Below are 22,480 nucleotides of genomic sequence, written 5' to 3'. Positions count from 1 at the left end.
GAGGTCACTCCCCGTCGGCGTCGGACGCACCGCTGCGCTCCGGGCCCCGCCGCGACGCCGCCCGCTCGCGCCGCGCGATGTCGTCGGCCAGCTCATCGTCGATGAGCAGGTCGCGGCGCACGTGGTCGGTGCGGTACGCGGCCCGGCCGAGCATGTGCGCGGTCATCGGCTGCGTGAGCAGCTGGAACGTGAGGATGAGCACGATGGTGGTGAGCACGCCCCAGCTCGGCACCTCGAGCAGGATCGCCGCGAGCACCGCGACGAGGCCCAGCACCTGGGGCTTCGTGCCCGCGTGCAGGCGCGAGAGCACGTCGGGGAAGCGGACGATGCCGACGCCGGCGGCCATCGACAGGAACGCGCCGAGCACGATCAGCACGCCGGCGAGCACGTCGCGCACCGAGAGGTCCTCGGGCAGCAGTGGCATGGCCTCCGCGGGCACGAGGCCGGGCGCGGCGGCGAGCAGGGAGACGGATGCGGCGCTCACGAGTCGTCCTCCTTGGCCATGAACCGCGCGATGGCGATCGAACCGAGCACCGCGAACATCGCCAGGACGAGCAGCACCACGAGCGTGTCGGTGTGCTGGTTCACGGCCATCTCGGCGCCGAGGGCGCACATCGAGATCGCGAGCAGCACGTCGGCCGCGAGCGCGCGGTCGAGAATGGACGGCCCGCGGATGATGCGCCACACCGCGCAGATCGCGCCGATGCCGAACATGGTGCCGGCGATGACCACGACCACCAGGGTGAGGAGGCTCATCGGGTGCCCTCCCCACCGTCGCCGCGCGGATCGTCGCGGTGCGCGCCGTCGCGGCGCTGGATGTCGCCGGCCGACACCTCGTCGGAGCTCAGCCCGGTCAGCCCGTCGGGCGCGCCGCCGTGCACGCCGCCGCCCCGCTGCATCCGCCTGGCCCGTCGCTCTGCGCGCACCGACTCGGCCTCCTCGTGGGTGCCGACGGCGAGCACGATGCGCTCCTCGGTGCCGAGCACGTGGCGCCTGGTGCGCTCGACGTCCTCGTCGGTGACCGTGCCGAGCGCGTGCAGGTACAGCACGGCGCGTTCGCGGTCGACGTCGACCACGACGGTGCCCGGCACGACCGTGATCGCCTCGGCGGTGAGCGTCATGACGAGGTCGGAGTGGGTGTGCAGTTGCACGGCGATGATCGCGTTCGTCGGCGTGTACCGCGGGTTCACGGCCCGGAACGCCACCTCGATCGACGCGGTCGCGACGTCGACGATCATGCGCAGGCCGAGCAGCAGGCCCCGCCACGGGTTGAACCGGCCCGACAGCAGCACCGGGGGCAGGTAGAACACGCGGGTGACGAGGATCGCGAGCAGCACGCCGGTGACGACCGACATCACAGTGACCTCGTCCCAGAGGAACAGCCAGAGTGCGACGAGCAGCACCAGCAGCGGCAGCTGCCGCCAGAGCGAGCGCCAGGGCGAGATGTCGCGAGCCGGGCTCATCGGATGCCCCCGGGGAAGACCAGGTTCACGTAGACGGCCGGGTCGAGCAGGTTCGTCGCCGCCCGGCTGCTGAGGTCGAACAGCGGCCCCGCGAGCACCGTGAGCAGCAGGCTGAACGCGACCAGGCCGACCGTGGCCGCGAGCATCAGCACGGGCGCGGTGCGGGTCTCGGTGACGGTCGCGCCCTCGGGCGCCTCCTGCATCGACTCGACGAGGAACGACTCGTAGCCCTCGAGCTCGTCGCGGCCGCGCCAGAACGCGAGGTTCCAGAATCGGGTGAGGGCGTAGAGCGTGAGCAGCGAGGTCGCCGCCCCGGCGCCGATGACCGCCCAGATCACCCACGGCGCCGGCCCCTCGCCCGAGCCCGCGACCTCGGCCCCGCCGAGGAACAGGCCCACCTTGCCGATGAAGCCCGAGAACGGCGGGATGCCGCCGAGGTTCAGCGCGGGGATGAAGAACAGGATCGCGACGAACGGCGATGCGGCGAGCAGGCCCGACAGCTGGTTGACCGAGGTCGCGCCTCCGACGCGCTCGATGAGCCCCGTGGTGAGGAACAGCGCGGTCTGCACCGTGATGTGGTGCACGACGTAGTAGACCGTCGCGGCGATGCCGAGCTCCGAGGCCAGGCCGATGCCGAACAGCATGTACCCGATGTGCGAGACGAGCGTGAACGACAGCAGACGCTTGATGTCGGCCTGCGCGAGTGCGCCCAGGATGCCGACGAGCATCGTGAGTCCGCCCAGCACGAGATACATGGTGGTCAGGTCGTTCTCGGCGAAGATCGTCATCTCCGACCGGATGAGCGCGTAGACGCCGACCTTGGTGAGCAGGCCCGCGAACACCGCGGTGACCGGCGCGGGCGCGGTCGGGTACGAGTCGGGCAGCCAGAACGACAGCGGGAACACCGCCGCCTTGATGCCGAACGCCGTGATCAGCGCGAGGTGCAGCAGCAGCTGGACGTCCTGCGGCAGCTCGGCGATGCGCACCGAGAGCTGGGCGATGTTCGCCGTGCCGGTCGCGCCGTAGATGAGCGCGATCGCGCCGAGGAAGAACAGCGACGAGACGAGGCTCACCACGATGTACGTGACGCCCGCGCGGATGCGCTCGCCCGTGCCGCCGAGCGTCAGCAGCACGTAGCTGGCCGACAGCAGGATCTCGAACCCGACGTACAGGTTGAACAGGTCGCCCGCGATGAACGCGTTGCAGATGCCCGCCGCGAGGATCAGGTAGGTGGGGTAGAAGATCGACACCGGCGTCTCGCGGTGGCGGTCGGCGACGCCCTGCCCCACCGAGTACACGAGCACGCCGAGCAGCATGATCGCCGAGATCACGAGCAGGATGGCCGAGAGGCGATCGACGACGAGGGTGATGCCGAAGGGGGCATCCCAGTCGCCGATGTAGACGACGAGGCCGCGGGTCGCGTCGACCGCGAACAGCAGCACGCTCGCGATGACCGCGACCGCCGCGAGCACGGCGACGCTGAGCCACAGCTGCACGCGTCGGTTGCGGCCGAGCACGAGCGTGGCGGCCGCGCCCAGCAGAGGGAGCAGCACGACGAGGGGCACGAGGGCGGTCATCGGCGGCCACCTCCCCGGTCGGTGCGGTCGGTCCGGTCGGTTCGGTCGGAGCGAGCGGATGCCCCGGAGGCGCGCTCCTCGTACTCCTCGTCGCTCTGGTCGAGGATCTCGAGGATGGCCGTGTCGTCGAGCCGCGAGCTGCGCGCCACGTCTGCCGCGCCCTCGCCCGACTCGCGCTCGTCGCGGTCGTCGTCGACCAGGTCGCCGCGGTCGCCCAGCCGGGCGAGCCACCACGACCGGTAGATGAGCGCGAGCATGAACGCGGTGATGCCGAGGTTGATCACGATCGCGGTGAGCATGAACACCTGCGGCAGCGGGTCGCTGATCTCGTCGGGGTCGACGCCGTCGTACAGCACGGGGGCGAGGCCGGGCGCGCCCGACATGACGTAGATGAGCAGGTTCACGGCGTTGCCGACGAGCAGGAACCCGATGAGCACGCGGGTGAGGCTGCGTTCGAGCATCACGTAGATGCCGGCGCCGAACATGACGGCGACGAGCGCGACGAGGGTGAGCGAGCCGGTCACGGGCGGGCCTCCCCGGGGGTCGTCGTGGCGTCCACGGGTGCGGTGGCGGCGGTGTCGTCGGCGGCGTCGGATGCCTCGTCGCCGTCGGTCCCGTCATCCGGGTCGTTCCCGTCGGCGGTGTCGATGCCCTCCTCGCGGTGGCGGTCGACCTCGGCGCCCAGCGAGCGCAGGATGTCGAGCACCAGCGCGACCACGACGAGGTAGACGCCGATGTCGAAGAACGTCGAGGTGCCGAACGAGATCTCGCCGAGCACGGGCACGTGCCACTCGAACCAGCTCGAGGCGAACACGGTCGAGCCGAACAGCAGCGGAGCGGTGGCCGTGCCCGCGGCGAGCAGCAGGCCGAAGCCGAGCAGCTTGCCCGCGTCGACCGGCACCGCCTCGCCGAGCTCGTAGCGGCCGGCCGCGAGGTAGCGCGCGACGAGCGCGAGGCCTGCGAGGAGCCCGCCCGCGAATCCGCCGCCGGGGGCGTTGTGGCCGGCGAACAGCAGGTAGATCGACACGATGATCGCGGGGTGGAAGAGCAGTCGCACCAGCACCTCGATCAGGATCGAGCGGTTGCGCGGCCCGAGCGTGCGGCCCGCGAGCAACCACGCCTGGCGGCTCGTCGCGCGGTCGTCGCGCACGTTCGACTGCTCGACGATCGGCTGCACGCGCTCGCGGCGCCCGGCCGACGAGTCGAGGCGAGGGGCGGCGCCCGTGCGGCCGCTGACGAAGATGAGGCTCGCGACGCCGGTCGCGACGGCGACGAGCACGGAGATCTCGCCGAGCGTGTCCCACGCGCGGATGTCGACGAGCATGACGTTCACGATGTTCTTGCCGTGCGCCTCGAGCGCGAGCTCGGGCAGCCCGCCCGAGATCGACGGCTGGATGCGCGCGCCGAGCGCGACGAGGCCGACGACGCCCATCGCCAAGCCTGCGAGCACGCCGATGATCGCGCGGAAGCGACGTCGCACCGGCGGGTTGTGCTGCGCGATCTGCTTCGGCAGGCGGCGCAGCACGAGCACGAACGCCACGAGCGTGAGCGACTCCACGAGCGCCTGGGTGAGCGCGAGGTCGGGCGCGCCCGACATGCCGAACAGCATCACGAGGCCGTACCCGGTGACCCCGACGAGGAGGATCGCGGTGACCCGGTGACTCGCGACGGCCGCGGCGATCGCGGCGACGGCCATGACGGCCGCGATGAACGGCTGCGCGGGGAAGTCCCACGCGCGCACCTCGTCGGGCCAGGCGCCGTTCAGCAGCAGACCGGTGCCGAGGCCGGCGATGAGCACGAGCACGATGACCGCGACGTACCCGGGCAGGCCGCGGCGCTGGATGAACATGGTGAGCGACGCGGCGAACCGGTCGATGCTGCGCACGATCGAGAGGTACTCGCGCGCCGCGTCGAACCACTCCGGGGTCGAGGCCTGGAACCGGGCGACCGGACGGCGCAGCCACACGAGCAGCGCGCCGACGCCGAACACCAGTGCGGAGATCGCCAGCGGCGGACCGAACCCGTGCCAGAGCGCGAGGTGGTACTCCTGCGGGCCGGGCAACTCGTCGGCGTACGCGGTGAGCAGCGGCTCGATCGCGGCGATCGTGAACGCCGCGACCACGCCGGCCGTCGACAGCACGACGGGGGAGACGAGGATGCCCGCGCCCTCGTCGTGCAGGGGCGTGTCAGCGGTCTCGGCGCGGCGCCAGAACGCGCCCCAGAAGAATCGCACCGTGTACGCGACGGTGAGGATCGAGCCGACGACCACCCCGACGAGCGCGAGCCACGCCCACGCCTCGCCGTGCGAGACGCCCTCGAGGAACGCCTCGAACACGGCCTCCTTCGCCACGAACCCGACGAGCGGGGGAGCCCGGCCATCGATGCGGCCGCGAGGCCGGCGAACGTCGCGAGCACGGGCATCCGCCTGCCGACCCCCGACAGCTCGCGCCAGTCGCGGGTGCCGGCGGCGTGGTCGACGATGCCCACCACGAGGAACAGCGTCGACTTGAACAGCGCGTGCGCGAGCAGCAGCGCGACGCCGGCCAGCGCCGCATCCCGTGTGCCGAACCCGACGACCACGATCATGAAGCCGAGCTGGCTGACCGTGCCGTACGCGAGCAGCAGCTTCAGGTCGTACTGCCGCAGCGCACGCCAGCCGCCGACCAGCATGGTGAGCACGCCGAGTCCGATGACGATCGGATGCCACACCGAGAGGTCTGCGTACCCCGGCGCGAGGCGCGCCACGAGGTAGACGCCCGCCTTCACCATGGCGGCCGCGTGCAGGTAGGCGCTCACCGGGGTCGGGGCGGCCATCGCGGCCGGCAGCCAGAAGTGGAACGGCACCAGTGCGCTCTTCGAGATCGCGCCGACCAGCACGAGTGCGATGCCCCACTCGGCGGCGGCGCCCGTGACCGGCGTGGCGAGCAGCGTCGCGAGCGACGTCGTCTCGCCCGCGACGGCGAGCAGCACGAGCCCGACGAGCATGACGAGCCCGCCGAAGGTCGTGACCGTGAGCGCCTGGAGCGCCGCACCGCGACTCTCGCGGCGGCCCGTGTAGTGGCCGATGAGGAGGTACGAGAGCACGCTCGTCGCCTCCCAGAAGATGAAGAGCGCGAACACGTCGTCGGCGGTGACGAGGCCGAACATCACGCCTGCGAAGAGCAGCAGCAGCGATGCGAAGCGCCCGAGCGACGGCTCGTCGTCGCGGAAGTACCAGGCGCAGTAGAGCAGCACGAGGGCGCCGACGCCCGTGACGACGAGCGCGAGCAGCAGTGAGAGCGCGTCGAGGCGGAAGCCGAGCTCGATGCCGAGTCGGGGGATCCAGCGGAACTGCTCGACGAGCTCGCCGGACGTTCCGGTCGCCTCGCTGCCGCCGACGATCAGCGGCAGCTGCGCGCACAGCCAGGCGAAGACGGCTGCCGGGAGCACGGCGATGACCAGGAAGACGCGGCGGCCGAGGAGCCGGGTGGCGAAGGGGGTCAACAGCGCCACGAGCGCGAACAGCCCGAGGCTGACGAGCATCTGGCCTCCCCCACCGTTCGCGGATGACCAGCCTACCCGGCGCTCGCCTCGCGTTCGGCCCGTCGAAATCGCGCCGGCACGCGTTGCAGCACGTGCCGGCGTGATTTCGACGGGCCGGTGTGATCGGCACGTGCCGGGGTCGGCCTGGCACGTGCCCGGGTGCACGGGACGGGCGGGTGCGAGCATGGGGGGATGGACGTGACGATCACGGCGGACGCGCTCGCCGAGGCGCTGGGCGGGCCGACGCCGCCGGTGCTGCTCGACGTGCGCTGGAGCCTCGCCGAGCCCGACGGGCGGCCCGCGTACCGCAACGGGCACGTGCCGGGTGCGGTGTTCGTCGACCTCGAGACCGAGCTCGCGCGCGCCGACCACGAGCCGGCCGACGGCCGGCATCCGCTGCCCGACGAGGCCGCGTTCACCGCGTCGATGCGTCGCTGGGGCATCCGCTCGGGTGACGCCGTCGTGGCCTACGACGACCTCGGCAACCAGTCTGCCGCGCGCGCCTGGTGGCTGCTGCGCCACGCGGGCGTCGCCGACGTGCGACTGCTCGACGGCGGGCTCGCGGCGTGGCGGTCGGCGGGGCTTCCGCTCGAGACGGGCGACGCGCAGCCTGCGCCCGGCGACGCGACCGCCCGCTACGGGCACCTGCCCGTGGTCGACATCGACGGGGCCGAGCGGATGCCGCGGAGCGGCGTGCTCCTCGATGCGCGCGCCGCCGCCCGCTATCGCGGCGAGGTCGAGCCGGTCGATCCGGTCGCGGGACACATCCCCGGCGCGGCATCCGCCCCCACCGCCGGCAACCTCGACGCCGACGGCCGGTTCCTCCCCGCCGACGTGCTGCGCGACCGCTACGCCGCGCTGGGAGTCGAGCACGGGCGACCCGTCGCCGCGTACTGCGGGTCGGGCGTGACCGCGGCGCACGCCGTCGCCGCCCTCGCGATCGCCGGCTTCGACGCGGCCCTCTACCCCGGCTCGTGGAGCCAGTGGTCGAACACTCCCGGCCGCCCGGTCGAGACCGGCGGCGCGTAGTCAGCGGAGCTGGCGGATGCCCGGGTCGGCGCCCCACGCGGTGTCGACGGTGAGCACCTCCGCGCCGAGGCGCCGACCGAGCGCGAGGCACAGGCGATCGGCGAGCGAGAGGCCCGAGCCCGGCCGCCACAGCGTCGCCGCGTGTTCGGCGTCCTGTTGTGTGACCGGCTCGACCCGCACGTCGTAGCTCTCGAGCAGCGCCCGGGCGAGCGCCCAGTCGCCGCCGCGATCGGTCACCTTCTGTGCGACCTCGGACCAGTTCGCGGCGCCGATCGATCCGCCGGACTCGAGATCGGCCTCGACCACGTCCGCCCCCGCCTCGCCGTTGAGGAACGCGAGCACCGCCGAGGCATCGAGGACGGTCACTCCGAGTCCTCCGCGAGCGCGGCGGCCCGGCGTTCGGCGAGCAGCGCTTCGACGAGGCTCGGGCCCGAGAGCTGTTCCCGCAGCAGCCGCTTCACCTGCTCGCGCGTCGCGAGCACCACGCCCCGCTCCGTCTCGATGAGCAGCAGCGGCGTGCCCTGCTCCCAGCCCTGGTGCGCGCGCAGCTCGGCGGGGATCACGAAGCGCCCGCGGTCGCCGAGCGTGGAGGAGTGCGTGGTCGCCATGGAAGAAACGTACCACTCCAGGCATCCGTGTGGTATCGGTACCCGAGGAGTACCACTGACTACTCGGGGCGGCGGCCCACCCCGACCAGCGTGCTCGCGTCGATGCGCTCGATCTCGCGCTCGGCGATCGTCGCGAGGAACGCCGTGCGCACCTCCTCGACCTTGCGCGCGCCGAGGTCGCCGAACAGCGCGCGCATGCCGGTGCCGCGTGCGAAACCCCACGCGAGCTCGGGCGAGAGCTCGAGCGTGCGAGGCACCGCGTCGGCGCGCACCTGCGTGAGCCCGAGCCCACCCATCCACACCGCGAGCGCGCCCGGCGTCGACGCCGACCGCATGACGGGCGACATGTCGGCGAGGTCGAGGTCCTCCAGCTCGGGCCGGAACGGCAGGAGCGCCTCGAACAGCGCCTCCGCGAGCGGCTCGATCGCGCCCGGCGCCCAGATCGTGAACCCGACGCGGCCTCCGGGGCGTGCGAGCGAGACCAGGTGCTCCGCCCCGGCGCGCGGGTCGTCGAAGAAGAACACGCCGAGCACGCACTGCACGAGGTCGTAGCCGTCCGCGTCCCACTCGAGCACGTCGGCGGTGTGCGGATGCAACTGGGGCAGGTCGCTCCCGGCCCGCGTGACGAGTCGGTCGATCATCGCCTGGGCGGCATCCACCGCGTCGACGTGCCCCTCCTCGCCGACGAGCTCGGCCGCAGGCAGCGCCGATGCGCCGTCGCCGCAGCACGCGTCGAGCACGCGCTCGCCCGGCATCGGCCTCGTGCGCATGATCGTCGCCGTCGAGACCGGTTCCCACAATTGCGGCCCGAGCACCCCGAAGTCGGCCGCCGCCTCGGCGAATGACTCGGCGTACGCGGGCGTCGTCGCCGCTTCCCCCATGTGCCCCATTGTGAACCAGTGGCATCCGATTCAGGCAATTGAAAGCGGGAGCCGCCAGACTGGACGCACACCCACGACGAATCGAGACGCACCTCCATGCATCGCACCCTGCGCCGTGCCGCGCCCATCGCACTGCTCTCCGCCTCCGCACTGCTGCTCGCCGGCTGCGCGTCCACGCCCGACGAGCCCGACGCCACGACCGAGGCGGGCGCCTGCCTCGAGGTCGCCGCGGGTGCCGAGAGCGACTCGGTCGAGGTCTCGGGCGACTTCGGCGTGCAGCCGACCGCCGAGTTCGACGTGCCGCTCGACGCCGATGCGCTCCAGCGCACCATCGTCGAGGAGGGCGACGGCGACGCCACGGAGATCGGCGACGCCGTGACCGCGCAGATCACCGTCTTCTCGGGCAGCACCGGCGAGCTCGCGTTCTCGCAGGAGGCGACGCTGACGGTCGCCGACGGGTCGATCTTCCCGGCATTCCTCTCGGGCATCGACTGCCTGCCGGTCGGTACCCGCACCGTCACCATCGCGCCGAGCGACGAGCTCTTCGGCGACGAGGGCAACCCCGACATCGGCATCGCGGGCGGCGACACCGTCGTCATCGTGACCGACCTGGTCGACCGCATCGAGCCGGCCGTGCCGCAGGAGTGGACCGAGGACGTGCCCGACGTGTCGTTCGACGACGCCGGCGTGCCCACCGTGACGCTGCCCGACACCGAGCCGTCGGACGACCTGCTCATCGCCGTGCTCGAGGAGGGCGACGGCGCCGAGGTCGGCGAGGGCGACACGGTCACCGTGCAGTACCAGGGCATCAGCTGGGACACCGGCGAGGTCTTCGACCAGAGCTACGGCGGCGAGCCGATCAGCTTCAGCACCGCCGGCGTGATCGAGGGCTTCGGCGCCGCGCTCGTCGGCCAGAAGGTCGGCACGCAGCTGATCGTCACGATCCCGCCCCGCTACGCCTACGGCGAGGAAGGTGCCGGCCAGCAGCTCTCGGGCCAGACCCTCGTCTTCCTCATCGACATCGAGGACACCGCGCCCGCGGCCGGCTGACCCGCCCGACACGACAGATGAGCCGCCCACCCCGAGTCGGGGTGGGCGGCTCCGTTCGTCTGGGTGCGCCTCGGCGTCGTGATTGCGCCAGGGCAGCGCTCAGGCGGTCGCGTCGGCGGAGGCCGACTCGGGCGCCTCAGCGGCCTGTCGCACCGACTCGGGCCGCGCGAGCCCGCGCACCACGCCCGTGCGCTCGAGGCGCGCGGCGAGGAACCGGCCGAGCCAGGTGCCCGCGACGGCGCTCAGCACGAGCAGCGCGACGAACGCGACCTGGGCGGCGGGCGTGAAGTCGATCACGCCGAGGCTGCGCATCGACACGGTCGAGTACAGCGCGGCGAACGCCCCGGCGCCCACGTAGAACACCCACGGCTTCCAGTAGCGGTAGAGGCTGAGCAGGAACGGGATCTCGAGCGCGACGCCGATCATGAGGCACGTGACGACCGCCGAGAACCCGTACGGCGTGAAGGGCACGTTCACGAGCCCGGCGATGAGCGCGGTGAGCACGCCGACGCCCGGGCGGCGCAGCAGCGCGAGGGCGATGACGAACGGCAGCAGGTACAGCCCGATGCCCGCGGCGTAGGCGAGCGGCACGACCTTCGCGAGCGCCGCGGCGGCGTTGTTCACCGGGATGAGCAGCAGCCCGCCGGCTGCGCCGATCGCGGCGCAGGTCATGAGCAGTCGGGTCGTGAATCGCATGGGGGTCTCCTGGGGTGGGGGTGGGAATGCGAGCGGATGCCGCTGGGCTACGCCGCCCGGCGCGCGGGCGCCTCGAGTCCGTCGATGGCCGGCGCGTCCTTGGGCAGGCGCCAGTAGCCGCAGAAGTCGATCGACTCCTTCGGCCAGCCGCGCTCGCCGACGAGGTGACGGCGGATGCCGGTGGCCAGCGCCTGCTCGCCCACGGCGAAGGCGTGCCGCACGGGTGCGGGGTGGCCGGGGTCGGCGGTGTCGCCGGGCATCCGTGCCGCGACGACCGCGGCGTACGCGAGCGAGCCGATGCGCTCGCCGTCGGTGCGGGGCAGCCAGTGCACCTCGACGCCCTCGGGCACGGGGAAGTCCTGCGCATCGTCGGCCGCGGGCAGCTCGACGAACACGAGCCCGCGGGCGTCGGCCGGCAGCGCGGCGCACGCGCCTGCAACGGCGGGGAGTCCGGTCTCGTCGGCGACGAGCAGGAACCACGCGGCATCCGGCGCCGGATCGAACCCATAGCCCTCGTCGAGCAGGCCGACCGCGTCGCCGGGCGTGCACCGGGTCGCCCAGGTCGCGGCGAGGCCCTCGACCTCGCCGGTCTCGGGCGAGGCGTGCAGCACGAAGTCGACGTCGAGCTCGGCGCCGCGCTCGGCGGTCGCGGCCCGGTAGCCGCGCACGGTGTAGTTGCGCATGGTCGGCCGCAGCGACCGCGCGGTCGTGCGCAGCTGGAAGTACCCGCCCCAGCCGTCGCGGTCGGGCAGCTTCATGCCGACGCCGTCGACGGGCGGCAGGAAGAGCCGGAACCACTGGTCGCGGCCGCGGTGCGTGAACCGGTCGATCTCGCCGCCGCCGAGCGTGACGCGCGCGATGTGCGGGCTGACCTGCGCGCGGCGCAGCACCTCGAGTCGCAGCGGCACGGTGCGCTCGGGCTTGACCTGCTTGCTGTGGGTGTCGGCCATGTGGTCCTTCCGGGGAACTTCGGCGGCGGGCCGCGGTCAGGCGGTGATCTCGGTGCGGCTGGTCGTGAGGGCGCCGAGGCCCGACGAGACGCCCCACCAGTAGAGGGCGATCGCGACGGCCCAGAACGCGAGCACGAACACGGTGTCGCGGGCGCGCCACGGCACGAGGTAGCGCTCGGTGCGGGTGGTGTGGGCACCGAAGGCGCGGGCGTCCATGGCGAGGGCGACGCGTTCGGCGTGGCGGATGGCGCTCGCCAGCAGCGGCACGGCGTAGCCGATCGAGCGTCGCACGGCCGCGACCGGTCCGCGCCCGGCATCCGTGCCCCGCACCCGATGCGCCTGGCGGATCACCTCGAGCTCATGGCCGAACCGCGGCACGAACCGGAACGCGGCCAGCGCCGTGTAGCCGATGCGGTAGGGCACGCGCAGCTGCTGCACCATCGAGCGCACGAGGTCGGGGCCCGACGTGGTGAGGCCCGACAGCAGCGCGAGCGCGAGCAGCGCGGCGATGCGGAGCGACGTCGCGAGGCCGACCAGGTAGGCGGCCAGCGTGAAGCGCCAGTCGCCGATCTCGAGCAGCACGACGGATGCCGCGGGCGAGCCCTGGTCGATGCGCGACGCGTCGACCCAGAGGCCGAAGCTCACGCCCATCAGTGCGATCACGACCGGCAGCCCGACCACGATCGCGGCGGTGACCCGCCCGCTCAGACGCGCGCCCACGAGCAGCAGCGCCACGACGAGCACGATGAACGCGAGCGGAATCGCGATGCCGCGCGTGAAGATGAGCAGCAGCATGACGGGCAGCGGCGCGGCGACCTTCGCGAGCGGGTTGAGATGGTGGAGGAACCGCCAGGCCGGCGCGGGGGCTTCGGCGCGAACGGGTCGATGCGCACGCCCTCGCCGCGGCCGCGGCGGCCGGCCGACGCGGTGCCGAGCCCGTCGTCGTGGCCGGCGGCGGGGGCGGGTGCGGTGGTGCCCGCCGGGTTCGCCGAGGTCGCGCTCATCGGGTCGCTCCGATGCGATCGGATGCCTCGGGGCCGGCGGGTCGCCCGCCGCTCGCCCGCCCGGGAGCGGCCACGGGCAGCTGCGCGATGCGGCTCACGCCGTGCCACTCGGGGTGGCGCACGAGGGCGCGCGTCGCGCGCGCCAGCGGCGGGTGGCGGAGCCCCGCCTCGTCGATGAGCGGCCCAGCGAGCACGGCGCCGGTCGGCCCGTGCCCGAGGATGCGCCCGTCGCGCATGACCGCGACGCGGGTGGCGTAGTCGGCGACGAGCTGCAGGTCGTGCGTGACGACGATGACCGTGGTGCCGGCGGCGTTCAGGTCGGCGAGCATGCCGAGCAGCTCGGCGGCGCGCTCGCGGTCCTGCCCGAACGTCGGCTCGTCGAGCGCGAGCACGGGTGCCCCGGCGATGAGCGCGGTGCCGACCGAGAGCCGGCGCTTCTGCCCGCCCGACAGCAGGAACGGATGCTGCTCGCGATGCCCCGACAGCCCGAAGCGCTCGAGCATCTCGTCGACCCGCGGGACGCGCTCCTCCTCCGCCACGCCCTGCACGCGCAGGCCGTGGTCGAGCTCGTCGGCGACGCTGTGGGCGAGGAACTGGTGCTCGGGGTTCTGGAAGACGAAGCCGATGACGCGCGCGAGCGTGCGCGCGTCGGTGCGTGCCGGGTCGAGGCCGAGCACGTCGACCGTGCCCGGCGGCGGCACGACCACGCCCGCGAGCGCCTGCAGCAGCGTGGTCTTGCCCGCGCCGTTGGTGCCGACGATCGCGAGGAACTCGCCCCGCTCGACGTCGAGCGTGACGTCGTGCACCACGACCGGGCCGCGCTTGCCGCCGCGCCGCACGTCGAGCCCGCGGGCGCGGATGGCGGGGCCGTCGGATGCCGCGGCGCGGGCGGCCACCTGCGGGCGCGGGTTCCGCGTCGAGGCGCGCACCGGCGCGGCATCCGTCAGTGGAGCGGGCAACGACGGCACCGCATCGAGGGCGGCGGCCAGCTCGGTCGGCGTGAGGGGGAGCGGGTCGATCGGCACGCCGGCGTCGGCGAGGCGGATCGCGGCGAGCGTCGAGACGGGCAGCCAGACGCCGTGGTCGAGCAGCTCGCGCGCCCTGCCGGCGAGCACATCGCGCGCGGGGCCGTCGACGACGACGTGTCCGTCGCCGTCGAGCACGACGACCCGGTCGATGAGGTCGACGGCTTGGTCGAGGTTGTGCTCGACGAGCACGATGGCGTGCTGGTCGTCGCGCGCCAGCTCGCGCAGCACCGCGTACACCTCGTCGATGCCTGCGGGGTCGAGGTTCGCGGTCGGCTCGTCGAGCACGAGCGCGGGGCTCGCCATGGCCAGCGCGCAGGCGATGGCGAGGCGCTGGCGGCCGCCGCCCGAGAGCCGGTCGGGGTTCTCGCTGCGACGCTCCCAGAGGCCGACGCGACGGAGCGCCCGCTCGCCGCGGGCGAGCACCTCGTCGGGGGCAGCAGCTGGTTCTCGGGGCCGAAGCACACCTCGTCGAGGAGGGTGCCGGTCACGACCTGCGCGTCCGGATCCTGGAACACCATCGCGACGTGCGCGCTCAGCGCTCCCACGGGATGCTCGGCGGTGTCGAGCCCGGCGACGCGCACCGTGCCGTCGAGCGTCGCCGGCACCGCGTGCGGAATGAGCCCGTCGAGCGCGAGGGCGAGCGTCGACTTGCCGCATCCGCTCGGCCCCAGGATGAGCACGACCTCGCCGGGGGCGACGTCGAACGAGACGCCGTCGGGGGTCGCACGGGCCGCGCCGTCGTGTCGGATGGACACGCGGTCGAGGTGCAGCAGTGGCGTCTGGGTCATGTGCTCGCGGTGCGGTGAGGGCGGATGCAGCTTAGGCCAGCCTAACCTCACGCGGCGCGGATCCCAATGGCGAGGTCGCGCCGCGGAGAGCGAAGTACACAGGTGTCATTCGGATTCCGCCCAGCGGGAATGCACGTTGCGCGCGCAGTGTTGTAACAGTGCTACGCGCGAACCCCCTGTCCCGCGCGTGGTGAAGGGAGGGCACCATGGGCAAGTCGTATGTCGAGTTCGAAGACGACCACGGCGTCACCCTGCGGTACCGCAAGCACGTCAATGGCCGCGGCTACGTGGCGGCCGGTGCCAAGGTGGATGCGTCGGCGTACGTGCATCCCACTGCATACGTCGACCCGGGCGCGAAGGTGCTCAAGAACGCGTCGATCGGTCCGGGAAGCTGGATCGACTACGACGCGGTCGTGGGCGAACGCGTCAACATCGGCACGAACGTGCACATCGGCAAGCGCACCGTCGTCGGCCACGGGGTCGACGTCGGGGCGCACGCGAAGGTCGGTGCCGACGTGAAGATCGCCAACGGCGCCCGCGTCGATCGTGACGTGGTGGTGCCCGACGGCACGCACATCGACACGACGTCGTGGGCGCGCACGCACGGGCTGGCTGCCTGAGCGTCGCGACTCGAGCCTGATCGAGGGCCCGGAGACCCGAGCGGTCGCCGGGCCCTCGTCGTCGTTCCGGGGTCAGTCGGTCGTGCTCGGCCCGATCGGCGGCAGCACGAACTCGCCGATGCCCGGGACCTCCACCTGCACGGGCGCGCCCTTGGCGATGCCGCGCGGCGTCGGGATCTCGTGGGTGCGGAGCCCGAGGTCGGCGGTGCACGTCTCGCCGCCGGTGCGCACGACGTCGATCTCGATGTGCGACGGGTCGGGTGCGCTGATGTCGGTGGGCACGTACGGGCACGACGAGCTGCCGGGGATCGTGAGCGCGATGCGGTCGCCGTCGTCGACCCAGGCGACGCCCGGCTCGAACTGGCCGGCCGGCGCGTCCGACGGCGCGGCCGTCGCGATGCCGTCCTCGACCGGACCCTCGTAGGTGCGAACGGCGACCGAGTGCGGGTCGCACGCGGTCAGCACCGCGGCGAGCGCGAGCGCTCCCAGCACGGCCGTGACCGGGCTGCCGACCCGGTGGCGGCTCCCTCGTGCTCGTCGCATCCGCGATCCCCTGCCTCGCTCGCCTGGCTTCGATCGTACTTGCCCAGCCTTCGTCCCGGGTTACGGGCGCTTTTCAGGAACCCGGGCGGCGCCGATGGCCCGATGCTGCGTCGGCCGCGCCCGAGGCGCACGGATGCTGCGTGGCCGACCGGCCGGCGCAACGCCACGCCACCGGGCCGGAGGCGTTTCCTGAAAAGTGCCTCACACGGACGTGAGGAGCTCGCGGGCGAGCAGCTCGAGGGTGCGCTCGCGTCCCGGCGAGCCATCCGCCCCCTCGTGCGCGTACGCGCCCGAGACCGGCGAGACCATCACCTCGTCGACCCCGTACCGCTCGGCGAGCAGGCGCACCTCGGCCGCGGCGTCGGCTGCCGCGCCGATCACCCAGCGGCGCTCCATCGCGGCGACGACCTGCGCCGTCGCCTGGTCGGGCGTCGCGGCTGTGGCCTCGTCGACCGTCTCGAGCGCCTGCAGCGGTCGGCCGGTCTGGATGCGCGCCATGCCCCGCAGCTGCGGCAGCGCCCGGGCGTGGGCCTCGTCGTGCGTCTCGGCGACCGAGGCGTTCAGCGTGAGGAACGTGCGCGGCTCGGGGTGCGCCTCGCTCGGCCGGTAGCCCGTGCGGTAGAGCTCGAGCGCGCGCTCGATGCCCTCGCCCGAGAAGTGGTACGCGAAGACGTAGGGCAGTCCGAGCTCGGCCGCGAGGCGCGCCGAGAAGTCGCTCGACCCCAGCAGCCAGATCGTCGGGGTGCCGGATGCCCGGGGGTCGCGTGCACCGCGTACTCGCGTCCGCTCGTGAGGCGCAGCGTCGCGCCGTCCGGCTGCACGAGCGCCGCGATGTCGGCGACGTGGTCGCCGAACCGGTCGACGTCGCTCGTCGTGCCCGACATGCGCAGCAGCTGCGTGATGACGCCGTCGCTGCCCGGCGCGCGGCCGAGGCCCAGGTCGATGCGGCCGGGCGCGAGCGCCTCGAGCGCGGCGAACTGCTCGGCGACGACGAGCGGCGAGTGGTTCGGCAGCATGACCCCGCCCGACCCGACGCGGATGCGCTCGGTACGAGCCGCAGCGGCGGCGATGAGCACCGGCGGCGTCGTCGACGCGACGGCCGGCATGTTGTGGTGCTCGGCGAACCAGTAGCGGGTGAACCCGAGCCCGTCGGCGAGCGTCGCCAGCCGCATCGAGGCGGCGACGGCCTGCGCGGAGGTCTGGCCGGAGCGCACCGGAACGAGGTCGAGTGCGGAGAGGTGCAGCGGTGCGGTCATCGCACGGGCCAACGCGGCGGTGGAGGCGGGTATTCCGGGGTGGCGCGGCGGTCGCGCGTCGCGACCTGGATGCGGACGTCGCTCAGGCGGTGGGCTCGGAGAGGAGCTGGAAGACGGGCTCCTGGTCGAGCTCGGCGGGGCGGAGGCGGTCGGGGTGCGGCTCGGCGATCGGGATGCGCAGGTCGCCGGCCGGCGTGTGCACGAGCACCTCGGAGGCGCGGGGCGACTCGAACCAGTCGTCGACGCCCACGCGGGTGAGCACGCGCACCTGCGAGCGGTCGGCGGGAACCTCGCGGAGTGCGACCGCGAGGGAGCCGGTCGCCTCCGATCGCCCCGGCTCGGCGACGAGTTCCAGCGTCCAGCCGTCGGTCGGGCACACGCCCGACCCTGTCACGTGCACGAGGCGGCGCTCCCCGGTGTACACGGCGGACGCGGCGAAGTCGGCTGCGTCGTAGGTACAGCGCTTCCGGAAGACGACCATGCAGGGGACGCTATGGCCCGCTCCGGGTGAAACGCATCAGTGCATCCCCCGACCTTGCCGGGGCGGGGCCCGAGCGGCTCGGGCGTGCGTAGGCTCGACCCATGCGATTCGGGATGTTCGTACCTCAGGGCTGGCGGCACGACCTGGTCGGCATCGAGCCGGCCGAGCAGTGGCGGGTGATGCGCGACCTCGCCGCCTACGCCGACGGCGGCGCGTGGGAGTCGATCTGGGTCTACGACCACTTCCACACCGTGCCCGTGCCGAGCGCCGAGGCCACGCACGAGGCGTGGTCGCTCATGTCGGCGTTCGCCGCGGTCACCGAGCGGGTGCGGCTGGGCCAGATGTGCACCTGCATGGGCTACCGCAACCCGATGTACCTCGCGAAGGTCGCCGCGACGGTCGACATCGTGTCGGGCGGCCGCGTCGAGATGGGCATCGGCGCCGGCTGGTACGAGCACGAGTGGGAGGCCTACGGGTACGGGTTCCCGCCGGTGCGCGACCGGCTGCGGATGCTCCGCGAGGGCGTCGAGCTCATGCGGCAGGCGTGGGCGACGGGCGAGGCCAGCCTCGACGGCGAGTACTACCGGGTGTCGGGTGCCCTGGTGCATCCGCAGCCCTTGCAGGACGGCGGCATCCCGCTGTGGATCGCGGGCGGCGGCGAGAAGGTGACGCTGCGCATCGCGGCGCGCTACGCGCAGTACACGAACTTCGGCAACGGCGTGCCCGACGACTTCAGCCGGCGCAGCGACCTGCTGCGCGGGCACGCCGAGGCGGTCGGCACCGACTTCGACCAGATCGTGCGCAGCACGAACTACAACACGGTCATCGGCGAGACCGAAGCGGAGGTCGCCGAGCGGCTCGCCGCGATCGAGGCGCGGGCGGCGTCGGCGATGCCCGCCGACGCGGTCGAGCGATACATGGCCGCGTACCGCGGCGACGGTGCGTTCGGCACCGGCACGGTCGAGCAGATGATCGAGCGCCTGCAGGACATGCGCGATCGCGGCCTGGGGTACTCGATCCACTACTTCCCCGAGGCGGCGTACGACCGCTCGGGGCTGGAGCTGTTCGAGCGCGAGGTCATCCCCGCGCTCGCCTGACCCCGGTCGGGGTCGGGCCGGCTACGCAGCGGGCGCCTCGTCGAGCGCGAGCTTGGCCTCGAGCTCCGCGTCGGTCGGCTCGACGACGTGCGTGCCGTCGGGGAACACGATGACGGGGATGCTGGTGCGGCCGCTGATCGCCTTGGCGCGCTCGGCGCCGTCGAACTCCTCCTCGAGGTCGACGTAGTCGTAGTCGACGTCGAGGCGGTCGAGCAGCGCCTTCGAGCGGCGGCAGTCGCCGCACCATTCGGCGCCGTACATGGTCACGCGGGCAGGGGTGAGCTGTGGTGCAGGGGAAGTCACATCAGGAGACTACGTCGGCAAGCTGCGAGGTATTCCCAGCTTCCACAGCAGCGGGCTCGCGCCCGACGAGGCGGATGAAGCCGCTGAGCTGCGTGAGCCCGTCGGGGGTGTACGGCAGGTAGTCGAGCAGCCCCGGCGAGTAGACGAGGTACGCGGCGACCTTCGCCCGCGAGACGGCGACGTTCAGGCGGTTCTTCAGCAGCAGGAAGTCGATGCCGCGCGGCACCTCGGCGGCGCTCGAGGCAGCGAGCGACACGATCGCCACGGCCGCCTCCTGGCCCTGGAACTTGTCGACCGTGCCGACCGGCACGTCGGGGTACCCGGCCGCGTCGAGCGCACCGCGCACGAGCGCGAGCTGCGCGTTGTACGGCGTGACGACGATCAGGTCGGACTGCGCGAGCGGGCGGGCGGCGGTGCCGCCGGCGGCGCCGTCGGTGAAGCCGCGCTCCAGCAGGGAGGCGACGAGACGCACGACCTCGGCGGCCTCCTCCGGCGACTCGGTGGCGTTGCCGTGGTGCTCGAGGGGCACCGGATGCAGCCCGGGCTCGATGCCCTCGATCGCACGCGACCCGGCCGAGGCGTGCGAGCGCAGCGCCCCCTCGTACGACAGCACCGACACGGGCGCGGCGACGGCGGGGTGCATCCGCCGGCTCTCGGCGAGGAAGACGCCGAACTCGGGCGGCAGCACGTCGTGCCCGTCGGCCACCCAGCCGAGCGCCGACCCGTCGACGGGCTCGGGGTGGATGCCCTGGCTCACCTGCGGCAGCTGCTGCGGGTCGCCGAGCAGCAGCAGGTTGCGCGCGGCCACGCCGACCGCGATGGTCGACGCGAGCGAGAACTGGCCGGCCTCGTCGATGACGAGCAGGTCGAGGCTGCGGCGATCGAACCGGCCGAGGTTGGCGAAGTCCCAGGCGGTGCCGCCGACGACGTAGCCGGATGCCGCGTGTGCGCGCGTGTACTCGCCCACGCCGTTCTTCGCGATCACGGTGAAGGGCGGTGGCGGGGCATCCGGGTCCTTCGGCGCCTTGGCGACCAGGTCGGCGTCGAGCCCGGCGTCGACGATGCGCGCGAGCAGGTGCTCGACGACCGCGTGGGACTGCGCGACGACGCCGATGCGCCAGCGGTGCTCGGCGACGAGGCGGGCGATGACGTGCGAGCCGACGTAGGTCTTGCCCGTGCCGGGCGGGCCCTGCACGGCGAGGTACGAGTCGTCGAGGTCGAGCAGGGCGTCGGTGACGGATGCCACCGGGTCGGCGCTCGCGGGCAGCGCGCCGCTCCGCGTGCGCGGCGGCACTCGGCGCAGCACGTCCGCAGCCGGGTTGCGTGGCCAGTCGGGCAGGGTGCGCACGAGGTCGCGGGCCCACTCGGCGATGGCGCCCTTCTGCGCGCCCGCGTTCGGCGGCGGGCTCGGCGCGAGTGCGGTCGGCAGCTCGCGCCACGGCTCGGTGTCGTCGCGGAGGATCTCCTCGATGACGACGCCGTCGTCGCGCACCTCCAGCACGCCCACCGCGAGCGGCACGCGCGTGGTGGGCCGGGGGCCGGGCAGGCCGAACGGACCCGGCGGCTCGTAGAGCGCGAACGGCTTCGCGCCGGTGGAGAACCGGCTGCCCGGCGCGATGCGCCCGCGCAGCAGCACGTGGCGGCGGGGCTTGCGCTGGCGCGAGTCGTCCTCCATGAACCAGTCGCGCAGCACCACCGAGCCGGCCGGCTCGACCACGAGCACGTCGCGCGTGTCCTCCCACTCCTCGATCGGCTGCTCGAGGCGGAAGAAGTGCGCCCACCAGAAGCTCTTCTGCTCGCGCTCGTGGTAGTCGATCGCCGCAGCGGCCAGCGCGAGGGCGGTGCGCTCGGGGTCGCGGCCTGGCGCGAGCGGGTCGCCGGCGCGGGCCAGCAGCTCGGCCGCGAGCGGCGACGACTCGACGGTGGCCTCGGTCGCGTCGGGCAGGGGAGCCGGCGCGACGCCCTCCTCGCGTGCGCGCTCGAGCAGCCAGTCGCGCAGTCGCAGTGTCGAGACGCAGTCGTAGCGGTTGTAGTCGGCGAGGTCGTCGAGCACGACCTGCGCGGCCTCGGCCTCGCCCGCGGCGAGCAGGTCGCGCGCCCGCACGTACTCGAGGATCGAGTCGCCGCCCGACTTCACCTCGGCCTCGCGCAGCTCGTCGCCCATGTACAGCGGCTCGAGTTTCTTGATCGAGTACGAGCGGCTGCCGACGCGCACCCCGCGCTTCACGACGGGGTACAGGTCGACGAACACGCCCTCGCGCAGCAGCTGGTCGACCGCCGCCTCGCCGACGCCGTGGCGCGCGGCCATGCCGAGCAGGTGCGTGCGCTCGTAGCTCGCGTAGTGGTAGATGTGCAGGCCCGGGTGGCGGCGCCGGCGCTCGGCGACGAACGCGAGGAACTGCTCGAGCGCCCGGCGCTCCTCGGCGAACGTGTGCGCCCAGATGGGCGTGAACTGCTCGCCCGTGTCAACCATGCCGAACAGGTAGTCGATGCCCCACCACGGCCCGCCGCCCTCGGAGTAGAGCGGGTCGCCCTCGAAGTCGAAGAAGAGGTCGCCCCGGTCGGGCTCGGGAATGGCCGCGAGCGCGGCGGCGTCGCGCACGTGGAACGGCGGGGGCGGGGGCGGGGCGGCGGATGCCTCTGGGCCGGCGTCGGGCACGGATGCCTCGGAGCCCGCGTCCGTGCTGCTGGGCGCCGGCTCACCGGCATCCGCCTCGGCCTCGAGCTGCAGCCGCGCCTGCGCGCGCAGCCCCTCGAGCACCGAGGGGCCGATGCCCTCGACGTCGCCGTGCGACGCCGCCAGCTCGTCGATGGTGCGGATGCCCGCCGCCGCGAGCCGCGCCCGCTGGCCGACGCGCATGCCCGCGACGAGCAGCACGTCGCGGTGCGCCTGCACCTCGAGGTCGCAGGTGGGGCAGCGTCCGTCGATCGCGTAGCGCTCGTCGCCCCACGCGACCGGCTCGGTGTCGGCGAGGCGCTCGTCGATCACCTGGCGCAGGCGCGCGAGACGCAGCCGGTAGGCGGGCATGAGGTCGTCGATGCGGTGGCTCGAGACGGTGCCGTCGCCGAGCAGCAGCTCGGCGGTGTCGGCACGCGGCACGCCGATGCGGTCGAGCTGCTCGGCGTACGCGGCGAGCTGCAGCAGTGCGGTCACCTTGGCGCGGCGGGCGAGCTTGGTGTCCTGCACGAGGTAGCGGCCGTCGGCGTCGCGCACGATGAAGTCGGCGAATCCGATGAACTCGTCGGTCGCGAAGGTCGCCTGGAAGACCACGTCGGCGCCGCGGGCGAACGCGGCGTTCGTGGCATCGACCGCCGCCTGCACCTCGTCGGCGTTCCGCGTGTCGGGTCGGGCGATCTGCGCGACGCCGTCGCCGAACTCCGCGACGTACGCGGCGAGCCGCTCCTCCTCGTGCAGGTCGCCGAGGCGCGCCGAACGCTCGAGCATGGCGTCCTCGGGGTCGGGCACGGGTTCGCAGCGACCGAGCTTCGCGTCGAGCGCGCGCAGGAACGCGAACTCGCACTCCGACGCCTTCTTGAGGTCGCTGGCGCTCGTGACGACCCGGCCGTCTCGTACGAACATGCCG

20 protein-coding genes and 3 pseudogenes are annotated in these 22,480 nt (G+C 73.3%); 4 read left to right on the top strand and 19 right to left on the bottom strand.

Annotated elements, in window-relative coordinates; translation table 11 throughout:
• Positions 1 to 4: 4 nt before the first annotated feature.
• From mnhG to QUE38_RS17845, 6 genes and pseudogenes are all read right to left on the bottom strand, one after another.
• Complete coding sequence (gene mnhG, locus QUE38_RS05690) at positions 5 to 484, bottom strand: monovalent cation/H(+) antiporter subunit G (protein ID WP_286310634.1); 480 nt, start codon at positions 482 to 484, stop codon at positions 5 to 7.
• On the bottom strand, positions 481 to 756 hold the full coding sequence (locus QUE38_RS05685; protein WP_286310633.1) for a monovalent cation/H+ antiporter complex subunit F: 276 nt from the start codon (positions 754 to 756) through the stop codon (positions 481 to 483). The genes mnhG and QUE38_RS05685 overlap by 4 nt, the downstream gene beginning before the upstream one ends.
• Positions 753 to 1,463: a Na+/H+ antiporter subunit E gene (locus tag QUE38_RS05680; RefSeq protein ID WP_286310632.1), complete on the bottom strand. Its 711-nt coding sequence runs from the start codon at positions 1,461 to 1,463 to the stop codon at positions 753 to 755. The genes QUE38_RS05685 and QUE38_RS05680 overlap by 4 nt, the downstream gene beginning before the upstream one ends.
• Entirely contained in the window at positions 1,460 to 3,040 is a 1,581-nt protein-coding gene (locus tag QUE38_RS05675) for a Na+/H+ antiporter subunit D (protein WP_286310631.1), read from the bottom strand. The genes QUE38_RS05680 and QUE38_RS05675 overlap by 4 nt, the downstream gene beginning before the upstream one ends.
• Entirely contained in the window at positions 3,037 to 3,564 is a 528-nt protein-coding gene (locus QUE38_RS05670; protein ID WP_286310630.1) for a sodium:proton antiporter, read from the bottom strand. Before QUE38_RS05670 ends, QUE38_RS05675 begins: the two co-directional genes overlap by 4 nt.
• Positions 3,561 to 6,562, bottom strand: a pseudogene (locus QUE38_RS17845) (Na+/H+ antiporter subunit A). Before QUE38_RS17845 ends, QUE38_RS05670 begins: the two are co-directional and overlap by 4 nt.
• Positions 6,563 to 6,754: 192 nt before the next feature.
• Here QUE38_RS17845 and QUE38_RS05660 point away from each other — a divergent pair.
• On the top strand, positions 6,755 to 7,591 hold the full coding sequence (locus QUE38_RS05660) for a sulfurtransferase (protein ID WP_286310629.1): 837 nt from the start codon (positions 6,755 to 6,757) through the stop codon (positions 7,589 to 7,591).
• On the opposite strand, the gene QUE38_RS05655 is transcribed toward QUE38_RS05660, so the two are convergent.
• From QUE38_RS05655 to QUE38_RS05645, 3 genes are read right to left on the bottom strand one after another with little or no spacing between them, the layout of a single operon-like run.
• The gene (locus tag QUE38_RS05655) at positions 7,592 to 7,957 is read right to left on the bottom strand and encodes a type II toxin-antitoxin system VapC family toxin (protein WP_286310628.1); all 366 of its coding nucleotides are present in this window, start codon (positions 7,955 to 7,957) and stop codon (positions 7,592 to 7,594) included.
• A complete protein-coding gene (locus tag QUE38_RS05650; RefSeq protein WP_286310627.1) occupies positions 7,954 to 8,199 on the bottom strand; it encodes an AbrB/MazE/SpoVT family DNA-binding domain-containing protein in 246 nt (81 codons plus the stop codon). Before QUE38_RS05650 ends, QUE38_RS05655 begins: the two co-directional genes overlap by 4 nt.
• A 59-nt stretch (positions 8,200 to 8,258) precedes the next feature.
• Positions 8,259 to 9,080, bottom strand: a complete 822-nt coding sequence (locus QUE38_RS05645; protein ID WP_286310626.1) for a class I SAM-dependent methyltransferase — start codon at positions 9,078 to 9,080, stop codon at positions 8,259 to 8,261.
• Between the two features lie 96 nt (positions 9,081 to 9,176).
• Here QUE38_RS05645 and QUE38_RS05640 point away from each other — a divergent pair, with 96 nt between their 5' ends.
• A complete protein-coding gene (locus tag QUE38_RS05640; protein ID WP_286310625.1) occupies positions 9,177 to 10,130 on the top strand; it encodes an FKBP-type peptidyl-prolyl cis-trans isomerase in 954 nt (317 codons plus the stop codon).
• A 99-nt stretch (positions 10,131 to 10,229) separates the two neighbouring features.
• On the opposite strand, the gene QUE38_RS05635 is transcribed toward QUE38_RS05640, so the two are convergent.
• The 5 genes and pseudogenes from QUE38_RS05635 to QUE38_RS17455 all read right to left on the bottom strand — a co-directional run.
• Positions 10,230 to 10,826: an ECF transporter S component gene (locus QUE38_RS05635; protein ID WP_286310624.1), complete on the bottom strand. Its 597-nt coding sequence runs from the start codon at positions 10,824 to 10,826 to the stop codon at positions 10,230 to 10,232.
• Positions 10,827 to 10,873: 47 nt separating this feature from the next.
• On the bottom strand, positions 10,874 to 11,776 hold the full coding sequence (locus QUE38_RS05630) for a siderophore-interacting protein (protein ID WP_286310623.1): 903 nt from the start codon (positions 11,774 to 11,776) through the stop codon (positions 10,874 to 10,876).
• A gap of 36 nt (positions 11,777 to 11,812) precedes the next feature.
• Complete coding sequence (locus QUE38_RS05625) at positions 11,813 to 12,571, bottom strand: energy-coupling factor transporter transmembrane component T family protein (RefSeq protein WP_286310622.1); 759 nt, start codon at positions 12,569 to 12,571, stop codon at positions 11,813 to 11,815.
• Between the two features lie 205 nt (positions 12,572 to 12,776).
• Positions 12,777 to 14,270, bottom strand: a complete 1,494-nt coding sequence (locus QUE38_RS05620; protein ID WP_350227573.1) for an ABC transporter ATP-binding protein — start codon at positions 14,268 to 14,270, stop codon at positions 12,777 to 12,779.
• A gap of 95 nt (positions 14,271 to 14,365) precedes the next feature.
• Positions 14,366 to 14,596 (bottom strand): annotated as a pseudogene (locus QUE38_RS17455) (ATP-binding cassette domain-containing protein); the annotation flags it as partial.
• Between the two features lie 206 nt (positions 14,597 to 14,802).
• Between QUE38_RS17455 and QUE38_RS05615 the strand changes: the two are divergent.
• A complete protein-coding gene (locus QUE38_RS05615; RefSeq protein WP_286310621.1) occupies positions 14,803 to 15,216 on the top strand; it encodes a transferase in 414 nt (137 codons plus the stop codon).
• Between the two features lie 72 nt (positions 15,217 to 15,288).
• Here the strand turns inward: QUE38_RS05615 and QUE38_RS05610 are convergent, their stop codons facing one another.
• The 3 genes and pseudogenes from QUE38_RS05610 to QUE38_RS05600 form a co-directional block, all read right to left on the bottom strand.
• Complete coding sequence (locus QUE38_RS05610) at positions 15,289 to 15,759, bottom strand: hypothetical protein (RefSeq protein WP_286310620.1); 471 nt, start codon at positions 15,757 to 15,759, stop codon at positions 15,289 to 15,291.
• A gap of 201 nt (positions 15,760 to 15,960) precedes the next feature.
• Positions 15,961 to 17,015 (bottom strand): annotated as a pseudogene (locus tag QUE38_RS05605) (LLM class flavin-dependent oxidoreductase).
• A gap of 82 nt (positions 17,016 to 17,097) precedes the next feature.
• Positions 17,098 to 17,496, bottom strand: a complete 399-nt coding sequence (locus QUE38_RS05600) for a hypothetical protein (protein WP_286310619.1) — start codon at positions 17,494 to 17,496, stop codon at positions 17,098 to 17,100.
• A gap of 101 nt (positions 17,497 to 17,597) precedes the next feature.
• Between QUE38_RS05600 and QUE38_RS05595 the strand changes: the two genes are divergently transcribed.
• Positions 17,598 to 18,593, top strand: coding sequence for an LLM class F420-dependent oxidoreductase (locus QUE38_RS05595; protein ID WP_286310618.1), 996 nt, complete (start codon positions 17,598 to 17,600; stop codon positions 18,591 to 18,593).
• A 21-nt stretch (positions 18,594 to 18,614) separates the two neighbouring features.
• On the opposite strand, the gene QUE38_RS05590 is transcribed toward QUE38_RS05595, so the two are convergent.
• Both QUE38_RS05590 and QUE38_RS05585 read right to left on the bottom strand, forming a co-directional pair.
• Positions 18,615 to 18,854, bottom strand: a complete 240-nt coding sequence (locus tag QUE38_RS05590; RefSeq protein ID WP_286311664.1) for a glutaredoxin family protein — start codon at positions 18,852 to 18,854, stop codon at positions 18,615 to 18,617.
• 43 nt (positions 18,855 to 18,897) lie between these two features.
• Positions 18,898 to 22,476, bottom strand: a complete 3,579-nt coding sequence (locus QUE38_RS05585) for a TM0106 family RecB-like putative nuclease (protein ID WP_286310617.1) — start codon at positions 22,474 to 22,476, stop codon at positions 18,898 to 18,900.
• Between the last annotated feature and the right edge of the window lie 4 nt (positions 22,477 to 22,480).

This window comes from Agromyces mangrovi (genome assembly GCF_030296695.1).
Lineage (GTDB): Bacteria > Actinomycetota > Actinomycetes > Actinomycetales > Microbacteriaceae > Agromyces > Agromyces mangrovi.
Note: the sequence above shows the minus strand (reverse complement) of the source record. Positions and strands in the feature narration are given on the sequence as shown.

Bases quoted from the DNA above. Each gene is read 5' to 3' on its own strand.
- QUE38_RS05685 (WP_286310633.1), bottom strand. From the start codon at position 756: ATGAGCCTCCTCACCCTGGTGGTCGTGGTCATCGCCGGCACCATGTTC.
- QUE38_RS05680 (WP_286310632.1), bottom strand. From the start codon at position 1,463: ATGAGCCCGGCTCGCGACATCTCGCCCTGGCGCTCGCTCTGGCGGCAG.
- QUE38_RS05675 (WP_286310631.1), bottom strand. From the start codon at position 3,040: ATGACCGCCCTCGTGCCCCTCGTCGTGCTGCTCCCTCTGCTGGGCGCG.
- QUE38_RS05660 (WP_286310629.1), top strand. From the start codon at position 6,755: ATGGACGTGACGATCACGGCGGACGCGCTCGCCGAGGCGCTGGGCGGG.
- QUE38_RS05650 (WP_286310627.1), bottom strand. From the start codon at position 8,199: ATGGCGACCACGCACTCCTCCACGCTCGGCGACCGCGGGCGCTTCGTG.
- QUE38_RS05645 (WP_286310626.1), bottom strand. From the start codon at position 9,080: ATGGGGGAAGCGGCGACGACGCCCGCGTACGCCGAGTCATTCGCCGAG.
- QUE38_RS05640 (WP_286310625.1), top strand. From the start codon at position 9,177: ATGCATCGCACCCTGCGCCGTGCCGCGCCCATCGCACTGCTCTCCGCC.
- QUE38_RS05635 (WP_286310624.1), bottom strand. From the start codon at position 10,826: ATGCGATTCACGACCCGACTGCTCATGACCTGCGCCGCGATCGGCGCA.
- QUE38_RS05630 (WP_286310623.1), bottom strand. From the start codon at position 11,776: ATGGCCGACACCCACAGCAAGCAGGTCAAGCCCGAGCGCACCGTGCCG.
- QUE38_RS05625 (WP_286310622.1), bottom strand. From the start codon at position 12,571: ATGCTGCTGCTCATCTTCACGCGCGGCATCGCGATTCCGCTCGCGTTC.
- QUE38_RS05615 (WP_286310621.1), top strand. From the start codon at position 14,803: ATGGGCAAGTCGTATGTCGAGTTCGAAGACGACCACGGCGTCACCCTG.
- QUE38_RS05610 (WP_286310620.1), bottom strand. From the start codon at position 15,759: ATGCGACGAGCACGAGGGAGCCGCCACCGGGTCGGCAGCCCGGTCACG.
- QUE38_RS05600 (WP_286310619.1), bottom strand. From the start codon at position 17,496: ATGGTCGTCTTCCGGAAGCGCTGTACCTACGACGCAGCCGACTTCGCC.
- QUE38_RS05595 (WP_286310618.1), top strand. From the start codon at position 17,598: ATGCGATTCGGGATGTTCGTACCTCAGGGCTGGCGGCACGACCTGGTC.
- QUE38_RS05590 (WP_286311664.1), bottom strand. From the start codon at position 18,854: ATGTACGGCGCCGAATGGTGCGGCGACTGCCGCCGCTCGAAGGCGCTG.
- QUE38_RS05585 (WP_286310617.1), bottom strand. From the start codon at position 22,476: ATGTTCGTACGAGACGGCCGGGTCGTCACGAGCGCCAGCGACCTCAAG.